The organism is Acidobacteriota bacterium, assembly GCA_039028635.1.
Classification (GTDB): Bacteria; Acidobacteriota; Thermoanaerobaculia; order Multivoradales; family JBCCEF01; genus JBCCEF01.
Genome location: JBCCHV010000002.1, coordinates 131,940 through 155,176, shown reverse-complemented (window position 1 = coordinate 155,176; position 23,237 = coordinate 131,940). Strand labels below are relative to the sequence as shown.

The following is a 23,237-nucleotide window of genomic DNA, read 5'->3' as shown; positions in this document are numbered from 1 at the left end:
TGTGCACGGTTTCGATCGGGAAATGAACGATTTCGTTCACTCTTGAGTCGCGGTACAGGCCCGGACTCGGTGTTTTTGGTCTCCAGTCGGTGGCACTTCCCTTGCTCTTATACGTACGGGAGTCACTCGATTTCGAAGAAAACTTGGAGGATTCCATGTCGTCGTTCCGAGCCCCGTTACACCACGTCCTGTTCACCTCTCTGCTGATGGCTCTAACTATCGAAGCGGCGTTGGCACAACCCGATCCGCCGGATGCTGGAGGTCTCGCCGGCGAGACGATCCCCTCGTTGCGCGGCTCCTTGCCGGAGCAGACCTTCCTCTCCGACGGCGACGTGGAGTCGATCAACACCGCCAATGGCAATGTGATGCTCAGCATCCCGCTGGGGCAGGTGTTCACCGTCGGCCCTCACATCCGCTATCAGCTGCGCGCGACGCACAACTCGGACGGTTGGGATCACGCGCCGGTGACCCAGCAGCAGGTCCTCGCTTCGCTACCGCAACGCAGCAGCAACGCGGGCGTCGGATGGGAGGTCCATTTCGGAAAGCTCTTCGCACCCGATCCTCCGGACGGCCTGAGCGATCTCGAGAAGGCCACCTGGCCCAACCGCCAACATCCGGCCCTCGATGGCGGGGAGCGCTGGCTCTACGTGTCGCCGGACGGCGGGTCGCACTATCTCTACAAGCTCGCTGGGCGAGATCCCGGCACCGTCAGCCGGCCGGTTCGCTACAGCAAGGACTCGAGCCACCTCAGGCTGCGGCAGATCGATGCCGACACCATCTTCGTCGACCATCCCGAGGGCCTGATCTCCGAGTTCGAGAAGACCAACAGCGCTCTCGGAACCCTGGCTTGCGGTGGCGGGGTGACCGGCTGCTGGCGCTTCAAGGAGATGCGGGACTACTACGACAATCGGGTCGAGGTGAGCTACTCGCAGAGCGGCAATACCGAGCAGTGGCATATTTCGGATAGCACCGGCCGCGGCCACCGCATCGACTTCCATCTCGGAAACGGTCAGCGGGCCGGTGGGGATGCGGCTCCTTCCAATCCGCTCACTCTGCCCAACGGCGACGAGCTCGGCGACCTGCGACGGCTGGTCGACAAGGTTCGCGTCGCCGCCTGGGGCGGCAACGCCGCGGTCTACGATTTCAACTATTCGATCCAGACCATCGCCCGAACTCGGCCGCACGATCCGCTCGGCGTTTGGGGCTCCGTTGCCGAGAACATCCGGGTGCCGCTGCTGACCTGGATCAATGTGCCTAGCTCCAAGGACTACTTCGTCAGCTACTACTCGGACTTCTTGCGCAGCGGCAGGGTTCGGCGTATTCAGTTCCCCACCCAAGGCAAGTACGAGTACGACTACGGCGCTTGGCGCCATCCCACCGAGTGTGTCTGGTCCAATGATCCGACGGCGGAGCCGCACTACACCCGAACCGGGTTGACCGTGAAACGGCACCTGCGCCCAAACAACTCGAGGATCGCCACCTGGAGGTATTCGAGCTCGCTCCATCCACTGATTCCAGCGAGCCAGTACTCCGGGCCAAACTGCCGGCGCGCCGACTACCGGCAGACCGATGTCACCGCTCCAACGGTTGCCGAGCGCTACACCAAGAACCGGTTCTTTCACTCGGTGACGATTGGTCCCAAGATTCCGGGTTCGCTCGACCCGATCGGCTCTTGGCAGGTCACGGATTCCGGGCTTCCATTTACCAAGAGCACCAGGATCGGCAGCAGCGACAGCGACTATCTGTTCCTTTCCGAACAGGTCTTCGACTGCGGTGGAAGCTGCACCAGGGTTCGGGAGAAGTACGTTCGCTACGCCATGGAGTGGCGCACCTGCTCGACCCTTCTGATCCAGCGCGATCCGTCCCAGTGCTTCCAGATCAATCCGGTGAGGGTTCGCGAACGGACGATCTACCTCGATGACGGCAACCGCTACCGCGAGGAGCGGCGCACCGGGCACGATGGCGCGGGCCACACGCGTCGCGTCGAGATCCTCGACGATTTCAATGGCGGTGTCCGGGAGGTCGATCACTACACCGGCTACAGCGTCACCGGCACCACCCTGTCCGAGAGCCCGACGACCGGCTACCTCGATGTCGGCACACCGTCGAGCTACCTTCCGGATCCCGACTCGCCTTGGATCCTCACTCCCTACACTTCCAAGATTCGCACCGACGGTGGCTTGACGTACAACACCCGATTCAAGTTCGACGACCAGGGCAGCATCGAGTGCACTCGCCGTCGCAAAAGCTCCCAGGCCAATGGCAGCTTCGATCTGGTGACCAAGTACATTCGCGGCACGGTCGAGGGCAAGGACGCCGGCCTGCCGGTCCTCGAGGTCGTCGCCGGCGGCGAGAACGGCGCGCTCGGATCCGGTACCTGCAATACCAATGGGACCAATGGCACCAACCGGTTCGTGTTCACCCACGGTTACGACTACTTGCAGCGTAAGTCGACTCGCATCGGCGGTTATCCGTACCGCTACCGGGCGGACATCGATCGCAACACCGGCCTGCCGACGGCGACCTACAACCCGTCAGACCAGGCTACCTTCCGGTTCTACGACAATCTCGGCAGGACGACTCGGATCGCGCCGGCGGCGTCGCTGGGCGAGGCGGCCACCGTCTTCGTCTACGCCAATCCCGCCGGTGGTGAAGCCAACGTCACCATTTCGCGCAGGTTCGCCGGTGTCACCTACGCCGACGAGAAGCTCGTCTTCGATTTCTTCGGACGCCTGAAACGGGAGTTCCAGAGCCGTCCGACGGGCGCTTCGACCCATGTCGATTCCGAGCGCCTGACCCAGTACGACGTCCTCGGACGGGTCACTTCGGTGTCGACGGTGCAGGTGGCCGGGAATGTCAACGATGCGAAGTCGACCGAATACCTGGATTACGACGCTTTCGGTCGGCCGGGGCGTATTCAGCGTCCTGACGGTAGCGAAGAGGTGCTGGTGTATCGCGGCAATCGCGAGATCGATTCGACGGTCGAGGTTCGCACCTCGCAGATCGGCTCCAGCGAGGTGACGACCACCACCCGCTACGACGCCCTTGGCCGTACGACCCGAGTCTCGAACCCGAGCTACGCCGTCATCAACCTCTACGACCCCAACGGCAAACTGCTCAAGGCCAAGCGCAGGAACAGCGCAGGCGTCGTCGTCCAGGAGCGCCAGTACGGCTGGGACGACCGCGGGCTGCTGGCTTGGGAGCGTCATCCCGAGATCGGTGGCTCGGCGGCGGCTGGCACTCTGTCGTTCCAGCCCGATGCCCTGGGCAACCCTCGGCAGGTCTTCGATGGCCTGCGCACCATCACCCATGACTACGACGGCAACGGCCGGCTGCTCTCCAAGCGCGAGGGCTCCCGGGTTTGGGAGGAGTTCGTCTGGGCCGACACCAACCAGGGGACCAACTTCCGGAAAGGCAAGATGGTCGAGGCCATCCGCCACAACTATTTCGGCACCACCGACTGGGCGATCTCCGAAACCTATGAGTACCGCGGCAAGGTCGGCAACCTGAGCCGCCGCACGACGCAGTTGCAGTGGCTCCACGTTGAGAATCCCTTCGGACGCTATGCGCACACCTTCGAGCAGGACTGGAGCTACAACGTCCTCGGCGAGGTGATTTCCCAGACCTATCCGAGGTGCATCACGACGCCGCAGAACGGTCTTCGGTACTGCAACGATCCCTCCGATATTCAGGCACCGGCCCACACCGTCAGCCGGACGATGAATCACCGTCTTCCGGTCCAGGTCAGCTCCAGCCTTGGGATCTCGGCGGACTACACCTACCACCCGAACTTCCAGCTCGATCGCATCGACTACTCGAACAACGCCTACACCCTGCTCGACCAGGGAACCAATGGCATGCGGCGGCCGGGGAGGATTCGCTTCTATGGAGCCGGTGGTTCGCTGCGCTTCGACAGCGGGAGCTACGGCTACGATGGCGCCGGCAACACTTGGAAGATCGGTGTCGACCGCTATGTCTACGACGCCGCCAGCCGGTTGGTCCGAGGCACGGCCCGCAGTGCTGCCCGTTGGGAGGCGTATCAGTACGACGCCAAGGACAACCTGGTCCGCCTCCAGCGCGGGGACGGCTTCGTCGTCCACCACAACATCGACGGCAAGAATCGGCGGGTCGGCAATGTTGGTGAGCCGCGAGACACCTTCTACGACGCGGCCGGGAATGTCGACCGGGTGGGGCCGGCGGAGGCGCCATTCTTCGACCTCGACCATGATGGCCTCAACATGGTCACCCGCTTCTACCGTCACGCCGATGGCGCCGAGTTTCTCTATGGCTATGGTCCGGGGAACTTTCGGATTCTGAGCCTGGACGTGACGGCTGGCGAGCGCTTCTGGACCCTTCGTGACACGGACGGCTCGATCCTTCGCGAGCACCGAGCGACTGGCTACGGTCCCTACCGAGGGCCGAGCGACCCCGGGGAGATCGTGGAGTTCGTCGAGGACTTCGTCCACGGCCCCAATGGCCTGATCGCCACCCGCAAGCGCGGCGGAGTTCAGACCTTCTTCCACCAAGACCACGTGGGCACGCCGCGCATCCTCACCAACGTCATCGGGCAGCAGATCGGGGCTGTGGACTACTACCCCTACGGTTCCGTGGCCAACCAGTCCGGCGCCCAGAATCTCCACTCGCGATTCGCCGGCCACGAGGAGGACCTCCACGGGGCCAGCCACTACATGCTGGCGCGGGGCTATGTCCACAGCTGGGGCCGCTTCGCCAACGTCGATCCGGCGCGGAGCGAATGGAACTTGTATTCCTATGCCAGCAACAATCCGATCCGTTTCGTCGATCCCGACGGCCTCGCTGCCACGCCATCGCCGGAGCAACTGGCGGAAGGCGCAATCGACGTGGCGATCAAGCTGGTGCCCAAGAACTCTCCTATTGGCGTTGCCTTGAAGCTCTCGAAGCGTGCCCTCAAGATCAACTCTGGAATCCAGAAGCTCGTCGGAGATGGGATGACGGTCGACGATCTCGCCGACGTGTCCAAAGACTCGCTGACCGTGATCGATCAAGCGATCGGTGAGACCCAGCAGTCGATCGACGATGCCACCAAACTGCAGCGATTCCACGCCGCCGAGGAGAGGTTCCTGACCGCCACCGAGCAGGGCGTCAAGCCGAATTCCGCCGACCCGAGGGTGCGAGGGGCATTCACGGGCCTGCCGATCTCGTCCACGGCGGCCGAGGCGCGATCGCGCGGCGCGGCCCAGGGGGAGAGGCTCAAGCGGCAGCAAGGTGTTCTCCAGCAGCAGCGAGACATGCGGGATCGCTTGATTCGCTCCTTCGGCGAAATCGCGCTCAGATAGCGACGTGGGCGGCATCGGGGCGGCGGGTTGTCCTCGCCGGCCGCTCCGATGCCGCCCGGGCGATTCGGGGGGCAGTGAAGCTGCTGCCCTGCCAACAGCGCCGGCTGGGATCGCTCGGCGTGCTCGAGCTCGCGAGTCGAAAACCCACCCACTCTCCGCCCTCGTCTACTTCGGTCGGGGCGGCCTTCGGAAATCTTCTTGTCAGGGGGTCAGGGGTAACGCTGGTTCCCACTTCGTTCGGCCATTGGCCAACCTCAAGTGTTCGCAAAACATTGTAGGAGGCAAGTTATGTCCACCTGTGGATCCATGACGGATCAGCTCCATCGCCTCACCTTCCCAGGACCTACTCCAGCGATCGGCCGAAGAAGGCCTCGGGAAGCCAAGTTGGGTTTCGTCTCTGCCGTCCTCGCAGTGCTCGTCGCGCTGTTGGTTCTGCTGGTCGTTCCGTCAGTCGAGGCCCAGGGGAATCTCTACTCCCAGGGCAGGACCTTCTCTTCGACGGATCGCTTCATTGGCGCGCACGTCTTTCATTGGTACACCCCGTTCAATACCCAGCCCGGCGATTGGCAAGCCAACGGCGCTTGGCAGCCCCTCGAAGGAAGGCAGAACTGGGATGGCTCCGTCGCCTTCTTCAAGCGCCAAATCAAAGACATGATGGATGCCAACCTCGACGTCATCTACGTGGAGCTGATGGACGTTCCAGAGGTCGAGCAGCAGAGGATCAACCTGTTCCGGGCCTACGCTCAGTTGCGGGCCGAAGGCTACGACCCCCCGAAGATCGCCGTCTTCCTCGACGGCTTCATGACTTGGGGATTCAAGAGCGCGACGATCAACTTCGCCACCGCCAGCGGCAAGAACGCCCTGGTCGATCACTACAAGCGTTTCTATGACCAGTACTTCGCCGAGAACACCGACCCCCACGCGGACTCCTATCTCGCCCAGATCGATGGCCGGCTGATCATCAACAACTGGCACTTGATTCAGTACCACGGTGTCCAGAACGCCACCAGCCTGACCCGCAACGACGTCGAGAGTCGCCTGCGGGCTGCCTATGGTGCTGCTCATCCCGTTTTCAACAATGGGGTTTACTGGATCAACACGGCCCATTGGGACGACGAGATGCAGAGTTGGACCGATGAGCGCTTCCATCAGTTCTCGAACAACAATCACTTCGCCACCATCACCTGGCAGGGAAAGAAAACGGCGATGTTGAAGCCCGGATTCTGGAACGAGAACTACATTCCGCCGCCCAATGCCACCTTCTTGCCGCGCAACGGTGGTAGCTCTTACAACAATGCCTGGAATCAGTTGATCAATACGATGAACGGATCGCCCCCGATCCGTCGCGTGGTGATCGAGTCTTGGAACGAGTACAGCGAGAGCACGGGGCTGTACGAAGGGGACCCGGGACCGCCGTTCATCCATTCGCCTCCCGAAGGCACGAACCCGGGAACGAATACGGACTCCTGGTCGAGCAGCAACAATCCCCGCGAATACATCGACCGCACCGCCACCCGAGCACGTCAGTTCACGGGGCTCCCGGAAAGGGATGCGAAGATCCTGTGGAGCAATGTCCCGACCACGGTCAGTCCCAATCAGACCTTCAGTGTCACGGTCATCGTGCGCAATGAAGGCACCGACGAATGGCGAGCGTCGAAGGACTACAAGCTCGGCATTCGCAAACCCAACGGCTTTACGACGCCCTTCTCGCCAACTCGGGTGCTGATCAACGACGGCCTCGACGAGATCCCGCGCTTTGGCGGAATCTTCCGCAGCCGGCCGAAGACCTTCACCTTCAATCTGACCGCCCCTTCGGCGCCGGGCACCTACTCGGTGCAGTTCCAGATGGTCCGCGAGTTCGTGGCCTGGTTCGGAGAGCCCTTGGTCAAGACGATCACGGTTTCGGGCTCGACCTCTCCTCCCGCCACCGCGACCCTCAATCTGGGGACCAACGATGTCATCGACAAGCTCCGCCGGCCGTCTCCGGAGCCCACCGATGGCGACACCGTGAGCGCCAACAAGGGCGGACGTAACTGCCGTCGCATCCGCAATCCGGCCGTTGGTGACCGTTACATGTACTTCCGAGTCGACGACTCCTTCGCTCTGCGCGGTAGCCGACCGACGGTGGATATCGAGGTCACCTACTTCGACAACGCGACGGGCATCATCTTTCTGCAATATGACGGCTCGGGCGGTGCCTACAGCAACGGCGGCATCGTTTCGATGACGGGAACCAACACCTGGAAGACTCACACCTTCACGGTCAACGACGCCTACTTCGGAAACCGTCAGAACCGGGGGTCGGACTTCCGGGTCTACCGCAGCCACAACGCCTTCATGTGGCTGGATGTCGTGCGAGTGATCGACTAAGGTCTCCGGCTCCCGAGGTCGCGGCAAGGCCTCGGGAGCGATGCGGCCTCGAGGCCCGCCTGCGGTTTCGCTTCCAACCCTTTCCGCCCTCCGATGGCGAGATCGCCCGTCTGCTCGATTATTCGGTGGGGATCTCGAAGTTCCAGCTTCACCGATCTCGAGCGCTGCTGCGACGATGCTTGAACGCCCGGGCGAGGAGGACCGAAACCATGATCCATCCCCGCGTCGAGCTGCTCTCTGCGTTCCTCGAAGGGGACCTCGATACGGCGAGCCGCGACCAAGTCGCGAGCCATCTGGCCGAGTGCTCCGACTGTGGGCGGCGGTTGCAGTCTCTGCGCGACCTCGTCGAGACTCTGGAGTCTCTGCCGAACCGCTAGCCCGCCCTTCTCACCAGCTTTGCGCTGCGAGTCCGTATGTCCCTGAATCTGCTGCGTTATCCGTCGCCTGCTCTCCTCGCAGTACGTCGAGTACGGCGTCGTCGTGGCAGCGACGGATGTCTTGCATCTTCAAGAACCTACGGCCTCTCGCCAGAAAACCTCGTGAGAAGGGCGGGCTAGCCGAAGACCGATCTGTGGTCCGAGATTCACTCGGCCATCGAGCCGGCGGAGACGCCTCTCGAAGGACGGGCTCAGCCTGTAGAGGCTGGCGCGAGGAGTTGGCCTCCGCTCGCCGCCTCGGTGGCTCTCTTCCCGGTCGAGGAAAGAGATGCTCCGTTGGGTCCAGCGGCTTGCTCTTGATTTCGGTGTGGTGGATTGGACCGAAAAGAGCTTCCGATTTCAGATCGGCTCCGGAGCAGGTACTCTCGATCTCGAATTCTTCAGCGGCGCCATCGAGCTGCGCAAGCTGGCGCCGTGAACTTCGAGAGGGGCCACCTCTGCGGTGGCGGTAGAGCGATCACTCTGGACGCGAAGAACGATGAAGCAACTCGACCACGAACGAATGCAGGCCGCCCTCGAGCAGGCGCAGAAGTCCTACGACGAGGGTGGCCTGCCGATCGGGGCGGTGATGGTGGAGGAGGGGCGGATCATCGCCCGCGGTCACAACCAGCGGGTGCAGCGCGGGGACCCGACGGCCCACGGCGAGATGGATTGCTTTCGCAGTGCCGGCCGGCGAGCGCGCTACGACGGAGTGACCCTCTACACCACCCTCAGCCCCTGCATGATGTGTGCGGGGACGATCGTGCAGTTCGGGGTGCCGCGGGTGGTGGTGGGGGAGGACCACAGCTTCCCGGGCAACCTCGACTTCCTGCGCCAGCACGGCGTCGAGGTCGTGCTCCTCGATGACCCCGCCTGCCGGGACCTCATGGCGCGCTTCATCGGCGAGAACCCGGCCCTCTGGGACGAAGACATCGCGGGCCGCGAAGAGGTCTAGGAGAATCGGCAGCACCGGTTGACAGAGCTCTCGTCTCTCGCAGACCATCCGAAAGGAAGACCACCAGCCGCTGCGATCGTTCGCTCGTCGCCTCGGCACCGTGGTCGAAACGCGAGCAGGAGGGGAGCATGGAAGCTTGGAGCCATTCGGCCCTGCGATCTTCAGGAACTTTGCGGCCTGGATTTTCTTTGACCATGGCTATTGCTGTCGCCCTTGTGATGGCTGCCAGCGTCCGGCCGGTGAGCGCGGACAGTGCCTGTCAGCCCAGCGAGGGAGGCGATCCGGTCTTCGAATCCTGCGAGGCTTGGAAGTCTCCTTTCGAAAGTCGTTCCGACTGGCTCGAGTTCATGGCCTCGGGGACATCTCCCCACGAGACTGCAGAGCTGGCCAATGCTTGGAGCGAAGAGGAGTTCGACGGCTGGCTTTCGGGGCAACGCGGATCCATCGAGCGGGTGCAGTTTCGTTCTCAGTCGCTGCGGCTGCGGGGACTTCTCGTTCGGCCTTCCGGGGCCGGGCCGTTTCCGGCGGTGGTCTACGCTCGGGGAGGAAATCGGCAGTGGGGTCAGCTGCGCTTTCTGGACACGATCCGCATGCTCATGATGGCCGAGGCCGGGCGGGTTGTTCTGGCCCTCGAGTATCGCGGCGAGGGCGGTAGTGAGGGTGAGCCAGAGCTCGGTGCCGGCGATGTATCGGACCTGCGTTCCGCGGCCGCGGTGCTCGCGGCGCAGCCGTTCGTCGATGCCGACCACATCGATGTCGTCGGTTTCAGTCGGGGAGGTCTCGTCGCTGCCTGGGCACTCGAACCGCCGACGCCTTTTCGCTCAGCGGTCCTGATCGCCGGCGACCTCGATCTGGCGGATACCGCGTCGCGCCGTCCGGCAATGGACTCGGAGATCTACTCGCGGTCGGTCCCCGGTTACTCCCAGGATCGGGAGGCCGCTCTTTTCTCGCGATCGCCGGTCAATGTAGTCGAGCGCCTGGCAGAGGTTCCGGTTCTCCTGCTGCATGGGGCGGACGATGAGCGGGTCCATCCTTCGGCCTCGCTCGAGTTTGCGACCCGCTGGACCGAAGCCGGGCGAAAGGCCCGGGTCGTCGTCTTCGAGAGCGGTGGACATGCCCTCTTGGGGAAAGCTCGAGCACTCCGCACCGAGCTCGAGTCCTGGCTCGCTCGCGCAGCCTCTCCGGATTCGCCAGGAGCTGCCGACTCTCCCGCGGCTAAGGACTCTTCCGAAGGCTCGGCGGTGGGACGAGGCGAGCTGCTCGTGCCGCGCTACGGGCTCAGTGCGGCCACCGACGGTCGCTGGGTCTACGTCCATGGCGGCGCGCCGAATGGGAGTCGCAATGGTCCGGACTTCATGCATCCGGGGGTGTTGTCCCTGATCGAGCGCGTCGACCCGACTTCCCTCGAGTCCAGCTACTTCTCCAGCGGCCTGCACCGGCGGGCGAATCACGGCTCCGTCCTGCTCGAGGGCTCTCTCGTCAGCTGCGGAGGCCGAACCCAGGTCGGGCTGTCGCGTTTCCGAGTGGCGTCCTGCGAGACGCTCGACCTCGAGAGCGGAATCTTCCGGGAGATGCCGGCGCTTCCGGAGCCGTTGCGGACCCTCGGCATGACCGAGGTCGCGGGCGACATCTACGCGATTGGGGGGCTCACGGAACAGGGTACCTACTCCGCGGTGGCCTTCAAGCTCGGACAGGGCGAGGCCGCCTGGGAATCACTCGCGGACATGCCCTTCCCCCGTGAGGGGCAAGTGGTGAGTGTCGGACAGCGGCTCTTCGCCATCGGCGGCTACAACGGCTCGGCTCTGCGTTCCGTCTTGGTGTTCGACACGGCAAGCGGAATCTGGCAGCGCCGCGAGGATCTCCCCTATGCCCTCAGCGCCTTCTCTGCCGTCGCGGTCGGAACCGAGGTCTACATCTTCGGGGACTACCAGCAAATGAGCTCGGTTCACCGCTACGACACCGTCACGGGAAGCCTCGAGCTACTCGATCTCGAGATCACTCCGCGGCGTCATTCCGATGCTGTCCTCGTCGAAGACCGCGTGCTCGTGATCGGTGGCAATCAAAAGAGCAGTGGCCCGGCGACCAGGATTATCGAAGCCTTCGAGCTCGAAGCGCTACGCACGGCCCCGGCTCGTCACTGATCGGTCCCCGGCCGGCGGTTCCGTCAAGCGACCACCGCCTCGAGTTGGGCCTCGAGCTCGGATGTCAGCTCCTCCAAGGTTGAATGGCGGGACACTCGGTCTCGACAGGTCAGGCGCCAGCGCGGCTCTTCTCGGGTGACCTCGACGGCTGCAGCCGCATCGCTCCTGCCCTCGCGGTCGACCTGAAAACCGCGGCGCTCGAGGGCGTGTTGGGTCCATTGCGCGGCCACGCCGTCGCCCGCCAGGCGAATCCACTCACCGCTGCCTTGATCGAGTTCGAAGCGGCCCAGGGCGGGGTCGTACTCGAGCCCCTCGTGCCGAAACACCTCCGCCACGGAGCCGGCCAGCACGAGATCTTCGGGGCACCCCTCGTGCACTCGGCCCTGGCGATCGATCATCCACAGGCGGTCGGCCGTGCGCAGCGCGAGGTCGAGGTCGTGGGTCGAGAGAAGAAGGGTTTTGCCGCTGGAGTGTGCCAGCTTCCTCAGGAGCTGCATGATCTCGACCCGTCGAGCCAGATCGAGAAACGCCGTCACCTCGTCGAGCACCAGCACCGCCGGCTCTTGGGCGAGGGCTCGGGCGACCAGCACCCGCTGTTTCTCACCATCGCTGAGCTCAGAGACCCTGCGCCGGGCGAACTGGTCGGTGTCCGTTTCGACCAGCGCTCTGGTGACCGCGGCGTGATCGTCGTCCGCGAGTCGGCCCGACCAGCGAGTATGCGGCGCCCGCCCGAGGGCGACCAGATCCCAGACCGTCAATCCCCAGGTATCGACCCGTTCCGTGAGCACGACCCCGAGGGTCCGGGCTCGCTGGCGAGGAGAGATGGCGGCGAGATCTCGTCCCCCCAAGAGCACGCGACCTGCGAGCGGCTCCTGCAACCCGCACACCGTTCGCAAGAGCGTCGACTTGCCGGCGCCGTTGGGTCCCAGAAGGACCGTGAACTGCCCTTCGGGCACCCGCAGTCCCAGATCCGAGGCGATTCGCTTCTCCTGGTTCCGCGGTAGGCGGTAGCCGATGGTCAGCCGGTCGAGGGCGATCGCATCGCGGCTCATGAGGCCTCCCGCAGGCCGTAGCCGCGAAGCAGGAGGAGCACGACGGTCGGACCGCCCACCAGGCCCAGCATGGCATTGAGATGCAGAAAGTGTCGGCTCCAGGGCAGATGGACGATGAGGTCGGCCAGCGCTGCCAGGGCAGCGCCGAGCAAGGCGCAGGCCGGTAGGAGGACGCGATGATCCGCGCTTCGGAAGAGCACCCGAGCGAGGTGCGGCGCCAGAATCCCCAGGAAGGCCACCGGACCACAGAATGCCGTCACCGCGCCGGCGAGAACCGCCGCGACGGCGACCGTGGCGCGCCGGATCCGCTCCACCGCCAGGCCGAGGGTCTGGGCATAGCTCTCCCCGAGCAGGAGGATGTTCAGTGGTTTGGAGAGCAAGACGGTGCAGGCGAAGCCGAGGGCGACGATCGACGCCAGGAGACTCCACTGTGAGAACCCGACGTGCACGAAGGTGCCATCATTCCACTGCGTGAAGGCGCGCGACTGAGCTTCCGACGTGAAGTGCAGAACAACGCTGACCAGGCCACTGGCCGCCTGGCCCAGCATGAGTCCGCTGAGCAGCAGGGTTACGGCGCCGACTCGGGGAGCCAGAGCCAGCAGGAGAGAGGTCATCGCCAGAGCGCCCAAGCCCGCCGAGAGGGCGAGCCCCAGGTTCGACAGCAAGCCGAGGCTCGCCAGCACGGTGCCGCCGAAGGACCCCGAGATCACCACGAACAGGGCGACGCCCAGGCGGGCACTGTGGACCAGACCGAAAAACCAGGGATCGGCGAGCGGATTGCGAAAGGTCGTCTGCAGGAGCAGACCGCACACTCCCAGCGCGGAGCCGGCGGTCAGGGCGGTGAGAGTTCGGGGCAGGCGGAAATCGAGCACGATGCGATGCCAACGATCCACCGAGGCATCGAAGCCCAGGAGCACTGAAAAGACATCGCGTAGGGGGATCCAGACGACACCCAGGGCGAGCTCGAGAAAGAAAATGAGCGTCAGCCCGCCGAGCAAGATCATCCATGGCAGGAGCCTCGTCCTCTCGGGACGGAGGGTCGCGGGAGCGAGGGTGGAAGCGGACGAAGATTGCTCACTCACGGATCGCTCCTCCTCCTGCCTCGCTGCTCTCCAACCTGCGATAGAAGTGCAGCTCTCGATTCCCATGCGTCTCGGGGTGGAAGATCGCCATCAGGTCCAAGAGCTCGAGATGGGGCTCCACCAGGGCGTAGTCCCACCAAGGATTGATGCCGTCGGGGTAGCCGGCGTGTCCCACGAAGACCCTCCCGGAGCGCACGGCAGGCACAAAGGCGAACCGCGGGTCGTCCAGAGTTTTCTCTTCGAGGCGGTTGCCGAACGAGAACTCGGGCCCGAGAAGCCAGACGTCCGCTTCGCGCGCTCCCTCGAGCGCCGCTTCGAACGGCACGGTGATGCTGGTTTCAGCACTATCGTTGTCCGCATCCAGGTACTGGCCGCCTGCATCCTCGATCATCTTGGCGGCGAGATTGCGGCCACCGTAGAGACTCCAACCATCGTCCTCCGGGGCGCCGACCAAAACCTTGGGTCTCGAAGCGACCTGGGCGAGCGCTCGGCGCGCCTGCTCGTAGGCCTGTTCGATGTCGTCGAAGGCCTTCTCGGCCGCCTTCTCCTGGTTGAAGAACAGGGCGAAGAACTTGAGCCACTCGGCGCGAGCGAGGGGAGTGGGTTCGAGATGCTCCGCCATGGGGATGCCTGGGATTCCGAGCCGCCGGTGGGTCGCCGAGCGGCTCAGGCTGGCCGGGAAGTACCACTCGAAGTGTGCCTCCGTGCCGCGCTCGGCAATGGCCTCGAGATTGAAGTTCCGCTTCAGCTTGCCGGACTCGAAGAGCTCGAGGATGGCGGGGACGCTCGCATGGGTGTGATTCCCGAAACCCACCAGGCGATCGACGACGGCGAGCAGCTCGGCGGCGCGACCGTAGCGGAACGTCCCCAGGCTGAACCGAGTCACCGGAACCTGCACCACCAGAACGTCCCGGCGGGTGTCGGGGATCGGGGTTCCGCGCTGGACGAGAACGAACTCGAACTCCTCGCCGGTGCCGAGGGTCTCGGCCTTGGCGACCTTGTAATGGCGGTGGTACTCGATCTCGATCTGAGTCGCGTGGCGGAACACCGCCTTGTCCGGAAAGTAGTCGACCTGCGGGTCGTAGTCCGCGACAGCGGCCGCTTCGAGGTTGCTCGTTGGCACGCCGGCGACCGTCGGAAGCCCGTCCGCCGGCGGCTGGATCTGGCGCTCGCATCCGAAGGTGAAAATCCCCAGCACCAGCGCGAGCAGGACAGTGCTGTAGTTGCGGTCAGGAAATCGAGGCAGCTCCATAGACTCCCCCATTGCAGCTCATTCATGTGGTTGGTCAAGGGGACCTGAAAAAACAGGCGATCCACCTTGCTCGTCAAGGGTCCGGAGAACAGTGCCGGCGGTTCGGAGTGCGAACCCAGAACTGACTACGGGCGCGATTTCTCTACGGGTCGGACGAGCTCCGATGCCTGGATCGGCTCAACCGCTATGGCGAAAGCGCGATTCGCCTGCGGCGGCGGAACCGTGCCTGGTCGGACGCGTTCGATCGAGGACGGGCTCTGGCTCAGGCGGGCGTCGGAGGGCCGCGGAGCGGCTCGAGGAGGTGCCGGCTGTCGCGGGCGATTCGCTCGTGGGTTGCGGTGCTACGGGATTGAGAGGCGCTGTCGAGGGCGAGCTCTGGTGTGCCGATTTCGGGCAGCCATTTGGCCTGCTGAAGGTGGCAGTCGGCGCAGTGCTCTTCATCGCCCTGGGCGAGGTCGTGTCCGTGCCCGGCCGCGAAGAGTAAGCCCAAGAGCGGAAGTACCGCCGCGGCGGTGAACAGCCACCGCACGGCCCATGCTCGAGAGCGACACGTTCTCAATCGACTCACATAATCACCTGGCGGTCAGTGTGCATTGTGAGTTCTCTCACTGTCAAGAAAGGTCACGAGCCTCTGGGCTAGGTGAGCATTCGGCCGCGCAGACGGGCCGAGCCCTGGCGGCTGGCCGGGACGCGGGCTCCGGACCTCAGGATGACCTCGAGTCGATGAGAGTCGCGGGGTCGGATCTCGGCCACTCGGTCCAGGTTGATCAGGTGGGAGCGGTGGATGCGCAGGAAGCGGTCGGGATCGAGCTGCGCTTCGAGGTCGCGCAGCCGGAGGGCCACCAGGTAACTCTCATCGCCACAGCACAGGCGGCTGTAGTCGTCGGCTCCGGAGATGAGCTCGATCTGGTCGACCGGTACCGGCACGATGGCGCGGCCTTTGCGGGCGAAGAGGCGTTTTCGGGGGCGCTCGAAGAGATCCTCGCGAAGGGTTGCGGAGAGGTCCGTCGGCTTGCCTTGGCGCAGCTTCTCGCGGACTCGGGCGAGGGTTGCCGCGAAGCGCTTGCGGCCGAAGGGCTTGACCAGGTAGTCCACCGCTTCGAGCTCGAAGGCGGTGACCGCGTAGCGATCATAGGCGGTGGTGAAAACCACCAGTGGGCGTTGCGCTGGTTCGACGCCTTCCAAGACCTCGAGGCCGGAAAGCTCCGGCAGCCGAATGTCGAGAAAGACGACGTCCGGCGCCCAGCGAGCGATGGCTGCGAGGGCGGAGCGGCCATCGGTGGCCTCGGCGAGGGGCGCGATGCCATGCTCGGCGAGGAGATCTCGTAGGGCTTCGCGGGCGAGGACCTCGTCTTCGACGACCACCACCCTCATGGCCCGGCGACCTCCTCGTCGCCAACCTTCGGCAACCAAATCCGCACCAGGAAACCCGCTCCCGGCTCGGTCTCGACTTCGAGTCCCGCTGCGTCGCCGTGTAGAGCCTGCAGTCGATCGCGGACGAGGGCGATGCCCAGGCCGCCATCGGCGACCGCCTCCGGCCGTGCCCCGGGTCCGTCGTCCCGCACTTCGAGACGCAGACAGGAGTCGGCGAGATCGGCGCGGATCTCGATCCTGCCACCCTCGCTGCGCGCTGCCACCGCGTAGCGCACTGCGTTCTCGACCAGCGGTTGCAGGGTGAAGGCGGGGAGCCGGCAGCCGAGGGCCGCGGTCTCGAAGTGCTCGTCGACGCGCAGGCGATCGCCGAGACGCAGGCGCTCGAGCTCGAGGTAATCGCCGAGGAAGTCCTTCTCCTCCGCCAGGCGGACCTCTTCGGCTTCGGGACTTCGCGTCGCCAGGACGTAGCGGAGGAGATCGCCGAAGCGTTCGAGGGCTTCCTCCGCCGCCGTCGGATCGCTGCGCACCAGGGCGAGCAGCGAGTGCAGGGTGTTGAACAGGAAGTGGGGGTCGAGACGGGAGCGCAGGGCGCTGAGCTCCGAGCGCGCCGCGAGCTCCCGCGCCCGGGCACTGCGCTGCGCTTCTTCCCGCAGGCGATCCGCCAGCGCCCAGGTGCGGCCGAATCCCGCCAAGACGAGGTAGAGCAGGGAGCAGATCAGCATCTGCCAGAAGAGTGGCCGGGTGTCGCCGAGGGCCCAATGCCAGGCGCCCGATTGGAGGCGGTGGACGAGCTTGAAGACCAGCCAGGTCCCGACCCCGGAAGCCAGTACGTAGAGGCTGCCGGCGACCACATGGCGAGCGAAGGCGACGGCCGGGGGAGGCCGTCGCCTCGACAGCATGCGGCTGGCCCGGAGGGCGGGCCAGCCGAGGAGGGCTGGGGGCAGCCCGTTGGCCAGCGCGCCGAGGGCCGCGAGCTCGAAGTCGACGTCGAGCGACAGCCCGAGGGCGACTCCGTAGGCGATCAAGAACGGCAGCCACGAGAGCCCGTAGAGCCAGAAGAGGTGACGCGTGCCGCGGGCGCCTGCAGTCGCGGGCATGGTGCCCATTATCCGCTAAGGCTTCGAAACGGCGGCCAGGTCGAGTTGCAGAGAGCCCTGGTTGGGGATGTCGTCGTTGTTGACCATCGCCGAGCCGACGGTGACGATCAGGCGCAAGGAGTCGTTCTTGGGCAGGTCGGCGCGGGGAATGCCCACCAGGAGCGCTGGGTGCTCGCGGTCGACGCTGGCGACGACGGCGGAGCTCTCGGCGGTCATGTTGCCCTGCTGGACCTGCGCGAAGCCCGAGAGGCCGCAGACGCCTTGCCAGTAGCCGTCGCCGCGGGAGAGGTAGGCCGTCACCAAGTGATCGAAGCGAAAAGAGCTGTTGCTGCCCCACCAGGGCATGCCGTCGTCGGGGTCGCCGCTGGTCTCCAGGGCCACGTTGACGCCGAAGGCGTTCTGGGGCGGAGCGTTGGCCAGGCGAACGCGGATCCAGAGTCGCTCTTCTCCGTCGAGAGCCCAGTCGACGGCCCGGGCGTCTGGGAGGGAGCCGCCGCGCAGATCGTCACCGGCCTCTTCCTGCGCCAGGCTCTTCCAGGCCAGTCGGCGCAAGGAGTCCGGTTCGACTAGCTTCGTCTTGACCACCGCAGAGGTGGCGCTACGAGCCGGTGAGGGAGTCGGCTTCGCCGCCTTGCTCTCTGCGTAGAAGGCGATGCGGTCGAGCTCGAGGCGGACCTCGGCTTCCGGCGCTCCTTGGAAGGAGAGTCCGACCCAGGCGATGTCTTCGGGAGTCCAGCCGTCGTCGGAAGCACTCGGGATCTGGCCGCGAAGCTTCGAAAACGGCACCTCGAGCTCGGTCCACTCCGGGCCGATCTCGACGGCGGCCACGTAGTTCATCGGCGAGGCGCTGCCCCGGACGCCCACGGTCAGTCCGCCGCCTTGGCCCCGGGCGCGCATGCGAATCCCCTGAAAGGCCGACAAGTCGAAAGACCGGCCCTCGTCGTCGACGGCGGTCCACAGTCCCAGGAAGCTCACCGGGAAACCCTTGGGCGGCTGGCCCAGCTTGCCGACCAGCTTCAAGGTATGGCCCGAAGCTCGGGGAACGACCGCGAGCTCGGCCTGGCTTCCGCCGCCAATCGCATCGTCGGCGATCACCACCCAGGAGAGTCCCGGCTGGGCCTCCAGGTTGCCGTCGACGAAGTCATCGATCAGAAACTCGCCCGCCTGCAGGTGACCGGCGGCGAGGCCGAGGAGTGCTGCGATCCAGCAGATTTTTCGTTTCATCGTTCGAGGTCTCCTTGCTCTCGGCCTACGCGGACCCTCGATCTTCGTTCTGGCGGACTCGGTGAGTCGGCCGTCGGGCTCGGTGAAATGACCCGGTTCGGCCTCCGCCGGGCGCGCTGTCGCGGGCTCGACGGTGGCGAACGAGCGCGTGAGGGAGGTGGTCGCTGGCGATGCGGGGGGCGGTGACCTCGTCGTCAAAGACGGTTGATACGCTGCTGGTGATGTCGCGACCAACCCTTCCCTCGAGGCTGTTCTCGTCCCCTTCGTTCGTGCGCTCCGCTGGGCCGCTTCGCCTTGCTGTCGCGGCCAGCGGCGGTTTGCTCTCGTTGCTTTTGCTCTCGGCCTGCGGAGCCGCTCCGGAGGCGCGGCCGGAGCGCCGGCCGCCGTTGGTGGAGGCGGTGGAGGCCCGACAGGGGCGACTGCCTCTGCAGGCGACGGTGAACGGGTTGGTGCGGGCAGACAACCAGGTGGCGATTCGGCCCGAGGTGGCCGGATCGGTGGTCGAGGTCTTGGTGCGCAGCGGGGACTCCGTGGGCCGTGGTCAGCCGCTGGTTCGACTGCAGGGCGACGAGCTCCGTGAGCGCTTGCGCCAGGCCGAAGCGGACGTGCGCCTGGCGGAGGCATCGCTGGCCGAGGCGCGGGCGCGGGTGGTGGAGATCGAGGCTCGGGTGCGGCGCACTCGGGCCCTGGCCGCCGAGGACCTGGTGAGCGTTCAGAACCTCGAGGTGGCGGAGGCCCAGCTCGGCGCCCTCGAAGCGAGCGCCGCCCAGGCGGCAGCGCGGGTCGATCAGGCGCGCGCCACCGCCGAAGAGCGTCGCTCCGCCCTCACCAAGACGGTGGTGCGGGCGCCGGTGGCCGGTCGCGTCGGCCAGCGCCAGGTCGAGGTCGGGCAGCGGGTGGATTCGGGCTCGGTGCTCTTCTTGGTCGGCAATCTCGACGAGATGCGGGTCGAGGTGCCGCTCACCGAGGCGATGCTCGGCCGGGTGGAGGCTGGCATGCCGGTCGAAGTGGTGACGGACGAGGACGCAGTGCCGAGCGGGACCGGCCCGTTGACCGCGCGCCTGTCGCGGGTGTCGCCGTTCCTCGCCGAGGAGAGCTTCACCACCGTCGGCGAGATCGATCTCGACGATCCGCCGGCGTGGTTGCGACCCGGCATGTTCGTGACGGTGCGGATCTTCTATGGCGAAAGCGCTCCGGCGACGCTGGTGCCGGCCAGCGCCCTGTGGGAGGAGCCCGCATCGGGCCAGCAGGGCATCTTCTCGGTGCTGGAATCGCAGGGTCTGGTGGCGCCTGCGGAGGGAGTGTCACCGGCGGATCTGGAGCCCGACGAGCGGGTGCGTCGAGTGGTCTTCCGGCCGGCCCGGGTCCTGGCCGAGGGTGGAGGTGAGGTGGGGGTCGCGGGTCTCGCCGCCGGCGAGTGGGTGGTGACCCTCGGTCAGCAGATGCTGTGGCAGCAGGCGGAAGACGCCACCGGCGGTGAGGGTGCCGAGGTCGGAGAAGGAGGCTCGGCCGCGAGGGAAGCCGGCTCGGCGATGGCTCGGGCTCGGGTTCGACCCACTTCCTGGCAGCGGGTGCGCCAGCTCCAGGAGCTGCAGCGGGAAGACTTGCTGGAGGACTTTCTCGCCAAGCAGCAGCGGGTCGCGGCGGCGCTGGGGGCCGAGATCCCTGCCAGCGAGGACGAGGTGATTCGCGTTCTGAAGGCGGGGGAGCCCTCCGATGCCGGCAGCGGTGCCTCGGCGGGCGCGAACGCCGGCGGTCCGGCGCCATGAAAATTCACCGGAGCCAGCGGGTGATGACCACTCGGCCGATGGTGGATTCTGGCCAGGACGGCGAGATGCGCCTCGGAAAGGCTCGCTGATGGCCGCGATCAGCGATCTCTGCATCCGGCGTCCGGTGGCCACCGCGATGGTCTTTTTGATCGTCATCGTGCTCGGCCTGGTGTCCTTCCGCAGCCTGCCGCTCGATCTGCTGCCGAAGGTGGAGTTCACCCAACTCACGGTGCGGGTGGGTTATCCAAATGTCGGCCCCCAGGAGATCGAGCAGATCATCACCGATCCGATCGAGAACGCCGTGGCCGGCCTTCCCAATCTGGAGCGCATCACCAGTCAGTCGGAAGAGGGACGATCGCGGGTGCGGCTGGAGTTCGCCCGTGGCACCTCCCTCGACGAGGCGGCCAACGATTTGCGGGCGGCCCTCGATGGCCTGCGTGAGGACTGGCCGGTGGAGGCGGAGGCACCGGAGATTTTCAAGCTCGACCTCGATCGCGTCGAGGTGGTTAGCCTGGCGGTCACCTCGACCCGCGATCTCGAGGCCCTGACGCGCATCATCGAGGACGACCTGGCGCGGCGTTTCGAGCAGATTCCGGGGGTCGGTGCGATTCAGCTCCGCGGCGGCGTTTATCGCGAGATCCGCGTCGAGCTCGATCGCGATCGCCTGCGGGCCGCCGGACTGACGCCCCTCGATGTGCAGGCCGCCCTGGCGCGGGACAACGTCACCTTTCCCACCGGCACGGTGAAGAGCGGCTTCGACGATCTCTACATCCGGGCATTGGGGGAGTACCGGTCCCTGGAAGAGATCGCCCGCACGGTGATCACCCGGCCGCAGGGTCGACCGGTGCGAGTGCGCGATGTGGCGCAGGTGACCGACGGCTACGAAGACGTCGGCTACATGGTGGAGATGAACGGCGTGCCGGCGATCAGCGTCGGCATTCAGAAGCAGAGTGGCGCCAACACGGTGGCTGTGGCGGCGGTCGCCCGGCGCGAGGTGGAGCGCATCAACCGCGACCGCGGCGACGTTCACCTGACGGTGGTGGTGGACCAGAGCGACTTCATCCGCCAGTCGATCGGCAACGTGCAGAGCTCGGCTCTGTGGGGCTCGCTGCTGGCGGTCCTGGTGCTCTACTTCTTCCTCCGTTCCGGCTCGAGCACGGTGATCATCACGCTGTCGATTCCGATTTCGGTGATCGCCACCTTCGCCCTGCTGTTCTTCGCCGGCCTGTCCTTGAACCAGATGACCTTCGGCGGCCTCGCCCTGGGTGTCGGGCTGATCGTCGACAACGCCATCGTGGTGCTCGAGAGCATCGTGCGAAAGCGCGAGGAAGAGCGACTCACCGGCGCCGAGGCGGCCCGCCAGGGCAGTCGTGAGGTGGCCGGTGCCATCGTTGCCTCGACCCTGACCACCTGCGTCATCTTTCTGCCGGTGGTGTTTGCTCGCACCACCAGCGGGGCGCTTTTCCAGGCCCTCGCCCTGGTGGTGGTCTTTGCCCTCGCCTGCTCCCTGCTCGTCGCCCTGACCCTGGTACCGGTGCTGGCTTCGCGCTTGGTGCGGCGGGGGGCGACGAAGCGGCGCGCCGGTTTTCTGCAGCGCCTGGAGGGCTGGTACACGGCGCGCTTGGCGGGTGCCATCGAGCGCCGTCGCCTGGTCTTCGGGGCCACCGCTGGGCTGCTGGCCTTGGCCCTCGCCGGCTGGCCGCTGATTCCGGTGGAGCTGGCGCCCCAGACCGATGCCGACGAGCTCGACATCGAGATCGAAATGGCCCGCGGCACCAACATCGCCGTGGTGCGCTCTTACGTCGACGAGCTGGAGGATCGCGTGCGGCGGGTGGTGCCGGCGAGCGAGGTGCATTTGTCGTCCACTGAGATCCGGGGCGGCAACGCCGCCGTCGAGCTCAAGCTGGCGCCTCAGTCGGAGCGCTCGATCTCGAGCAGTGAGCTGGCGGATCGGGTGCGTCGGGAGGTCGAGGGCACGGTGCCCGGCGGTGAGCTCGATGTCCAGGCGCAGCAGGGGCTGTGGATGCTCAACCGGGTGTTCAGCTCCGGGGGTGGTGGCGAGGCGATCGAGCTCGAGCTGCGCGGCTGGGATCTCGAGCGGGCGGATCGCCTGGCAGCCGAGATCCGGCGGCGCCTGGAGTCCGTCGTCGGTCTTTCCGGGGTGCGGGTCAGTCGGCGCCAGGGCCAGCCCGAAGAGCGCCTGATCCTCGATCGCGAGCGCATTGCTCAGCTCGACCTGTCGGTGCGCGACGTCGGCCGCGTGCTGCTGGCGAGCGTCGCCGGGGCTCAGGCCGGACGCTTTCGCGAGCAGGGCGACGAGTTCCCGATCACGGTGCGGCTGCGGCCGCAGGACCGCTTGGCGGTGGATGACCTCGCCGGTGTCGCCCTGCGCGGCCCGAGCGGCGCGATGGTGCCGCTCTCCACCTTGGTGCGTCGCGAGCGCGGCCGCGGGCCGGTGGAGATCGACCGTGTCGACGGGCAGCGGGTGACCTACCTGACCGCGGGTTTGGAAAGCGGGGTCGCCCTGGGCGACGCCATGGCGGGGGTGCAGCGGGCGCTCGAGGATCTCGCCCTGCCGCGTGGTTTCTCTCTCTATTTCGGTGGCCAGTTCGAAGAGCAGCAGGCGGCTCGCCGCGACTTCGTGATCGCCATTCTGATGGCGCTGGCCCTGGTCTACATGTTGATGGCCGCCCAGTTCGAGCGCTTCCTCGATCCCCTGATCGTCATGCTCGCCGTGCCGGTGGCGTTGATCGGCGTGGTGCCGACCCTGTTGCTGACCGGCACCACCCTCAACCTGCAGAGCGTGATGGGGCTGGTGATGCTGATCGGCATCGTGGTCAACAACGCCATCGTGCTGGTGGACACCATCAACCTGTTGCGGCGCGAGCGTCGCCTGGCGGTGGTCGAGGCGGTGATCGAGGGCGGGCGCCTGCGCCTGCGGCCGATTCTGATGACCACCGCCACCACCGTCCTCGGACTGATTCCCCTGTCCCTCGGTCTCGGCGTGGGCGGCGAGATCCAGGCCTCGTTGGCGCGGGTGGTGATCGGCGGACTGCTCGCTTCGACCTTGGTCACCCTGGTGTTGATCCCGGTCGCCTACACGGCGGCTCTCGAAGGATTGGCGCGCCTGCGCCGTGACGGGTCCGCCCCCGAGGCGGCGGAGGATCAAGCAGCTCCCGCCTGAAGCTCG

At 65.9% G+C, this 23,237-nt stretch carries 15 protein-coding genes; 8 read left to right on the top strand and 7 right to left on the bottom strand.

What is annotated here, in order from left to right:
* The first annotated feature begins 155 nt into the window (after window positions 1–155).
* From AAF604_01795 to AAF604_01770, 6 genes are all read left to right on the top strand, one after another.
* The gene (locus AAF604_01795) at window positions 156–5,315 is read left to right on the top strand and encodes an RHS repeat-associated core domain-containing protein (GenBank protein MEM7048355.1); all 5,160 of its coding nucleotides are present in this window, start codon (window positions 156–158) and stop codon (window positions 5,313–5,315) included.
* A gap of 384 nt (window positions 5,316–5,699) precedes the next feature.
* Window positions 5,700–7,685 carry a hypothetical protein gene (locus AAF604_01790; protein MEM7048354.1) on the top strand — a complete coding sequence of 662 codons (1,986 nt, stop codon included), beginning with the start codon at window positions 5,700–5,702 and terminating at the stop codon, window positions 7,683–7,685.
* Window positions 7,686–7,894: 209 nt separating this feature from the next.
* A complete protein-coding gene (locus AAF604_01785) occupies window positions 7,895–8,062 on the top strand; it encodes a zf-HC2 domain-containing protein (GenBank protein ID MEM7048353.1) in 168 nt (55 codons plus the stop codon).
* Between the two features lie 328 nt (window positions 8,063–8,390).
* Window positions 8,391–8,540, top strand: a complete 150-nt coding sequence (locus AAF604_01780) for a hypothetical protein (GenBank protein ID MEM7048352.1) — start codon at window positions 8,391–8,393, stop codon at window positions 8,538–8,540.
* Between the two features lie 60 nt (window positions 8,541–8,600).
* Window positions 8,601–9,056 (top strand): nucleoside deaminase, encoded by a 456-nt coding sequence (locus tag AAF604_01775; GenBank protein ID MEM7048351.1) that lies wholly within the window; start codon window positions 8,601–8,603, stop codon window positions 9,054–9,056.
* Window positions 9,057–9,250: 194 nt separating this feature from the next.
* Window positions 9,251–11,197 carry a prolyl oligopeptidase family serine peptidase gene (locus AAF604_01770; GenBank protein MEM7048350.1) on the top strand — a complete coding sequence of 649 codons (1,947 nt, stop codon included), beginning with the start codon at window positions 9,251–9,253 and terminating at the stop codon, window positions 11,195–11,197.
* 23 nt (window positions 11,198–11,220) lie between these two features.
* On the opposite strand, the gene AAF604_01765 is transcribed toward AAF604_01770, so the two are convergent.
* From AAF604_01765 to AAF604_01735, 7 genes are all read right to left on the bottom strand, one after another.
* Entirely contained in the window at window positions 11,221–12,249 is a 1,029-nt protein-coding gene (locus AAF604_01765) for an ABC transporter ATP-binding protein (GenBank protein ID MEM7048349.1), read from the bottom strand.
* Window positions 12,246–13,253, bottom strand: a complete 1,008-nt coding sequence (locus AAF604_01760) for an iron ABC transporter permease (GenBank protein MEM7048348.1) — start codon at window positions 13,251–13,253, stop codon at window positions 12,246–12,248. The genes AAF604_01765 and AAF604_01760 overlap by 4 nt, the downstream gene beginning before the upstream one ends.
* Window positions 13,254–13,323: 70 nt before the next feature.
* Window positions 13,324–14,583: an ABC transporter substrate-binding protein gene (locus AAF604_01755; GenBank protein MEM7048347.1), complete on the bottom strand. Its 1,260-nt coding sequence runs from the start codon at window positions 14,581–14,583 to the stop codon at window positions 13,324–13,326.
* A gap of 262 nt (window positions 14,584–14,845) precedes the next feature.
* Window positions 14,846–15,112: a hypothetical protein gene (locus AAF604_01750; GenBank protein MEM7048346.1), complete on the bottom strand. Its 267-nt coding sequence runs from the start codon at window positions 15,110–15,112 to the stop codon at window positions 14,846–14,848.
* A 107-nt stretch (window positions 15,113–15,219) separates the two neighbouring features.
* Complete coding sequence (locus tag AAF604_01745) at window positions 15,220–15,957, bottom strand: LytTR family transcriptional regulator DNA-binding domain-containing protein (protein ID MEM7048345.1); 738 nt, start codon at window positions 15,955–15,957, stop codon at window positions 15,220–15,222.
* Entirely contained in the window at window positions 15,954–17,054 is a 1,101-nt protein-coding gene (locus tag AAF604_01740) for a histidine kinase (GenBank protein MEM7048344.1), read from the bottom strand. The genes AAF604_01745 and AAF604_01740 overlap by 4 nt, the downstream gene beginning before the upstream one ends.
* A 15-nt stretch (window positions 17,055–17,069) precedes the next feature.
* The gene (locus AAF604_01735; protein ID MEM7048343.1) at window positions 17,070–18,278 is read right to left on the bottom strand and encodes a CIA30 family protein; all 1,209 of its coding nucleotides are present in this window, start codon (window positions 18,276–18,278) and stop codon (window positions 17,070–17,072) included.
* A gap of 326 nt (window positions 18,279–18,604) precedes the next feature.
* Here AAF604_01735 and AAF604_01730 point away from each other — a divergent pair, with 326 nt between their 5' ends.
* Both AAF604_01730 and AAF604_01725 read left to right on the top strand, forming a co-directional pair.
* On the top strand, window positions 18,605–20,047 hold the full coding sequence (locus tag AAF604_01730) for an efflux RND transporter periplasmic adaptor subunit (protein MEM7048342.1): 1,443 nt from the start codon (window positions 18,605–18,607) through the stop codon (window positions 20,045–20,047).
* Window positions 20,048–20,135: 88 nt separating this feature from the next.
* The gene (locus tag AAF604_01725; protein ID MEM7048341.1) at window positions 20,136–23,231 is read left to right on the top strand and encodes an efflux RND transporter permease subunit; all 3,096 of its coding nucleotides are present in this window, start codon (window positions 20,136–20,138) and stop codon (window positions 23,229–23,231) included.
* Window positions 23,232–23,237 lie beyond the last annotated feature (6 nt).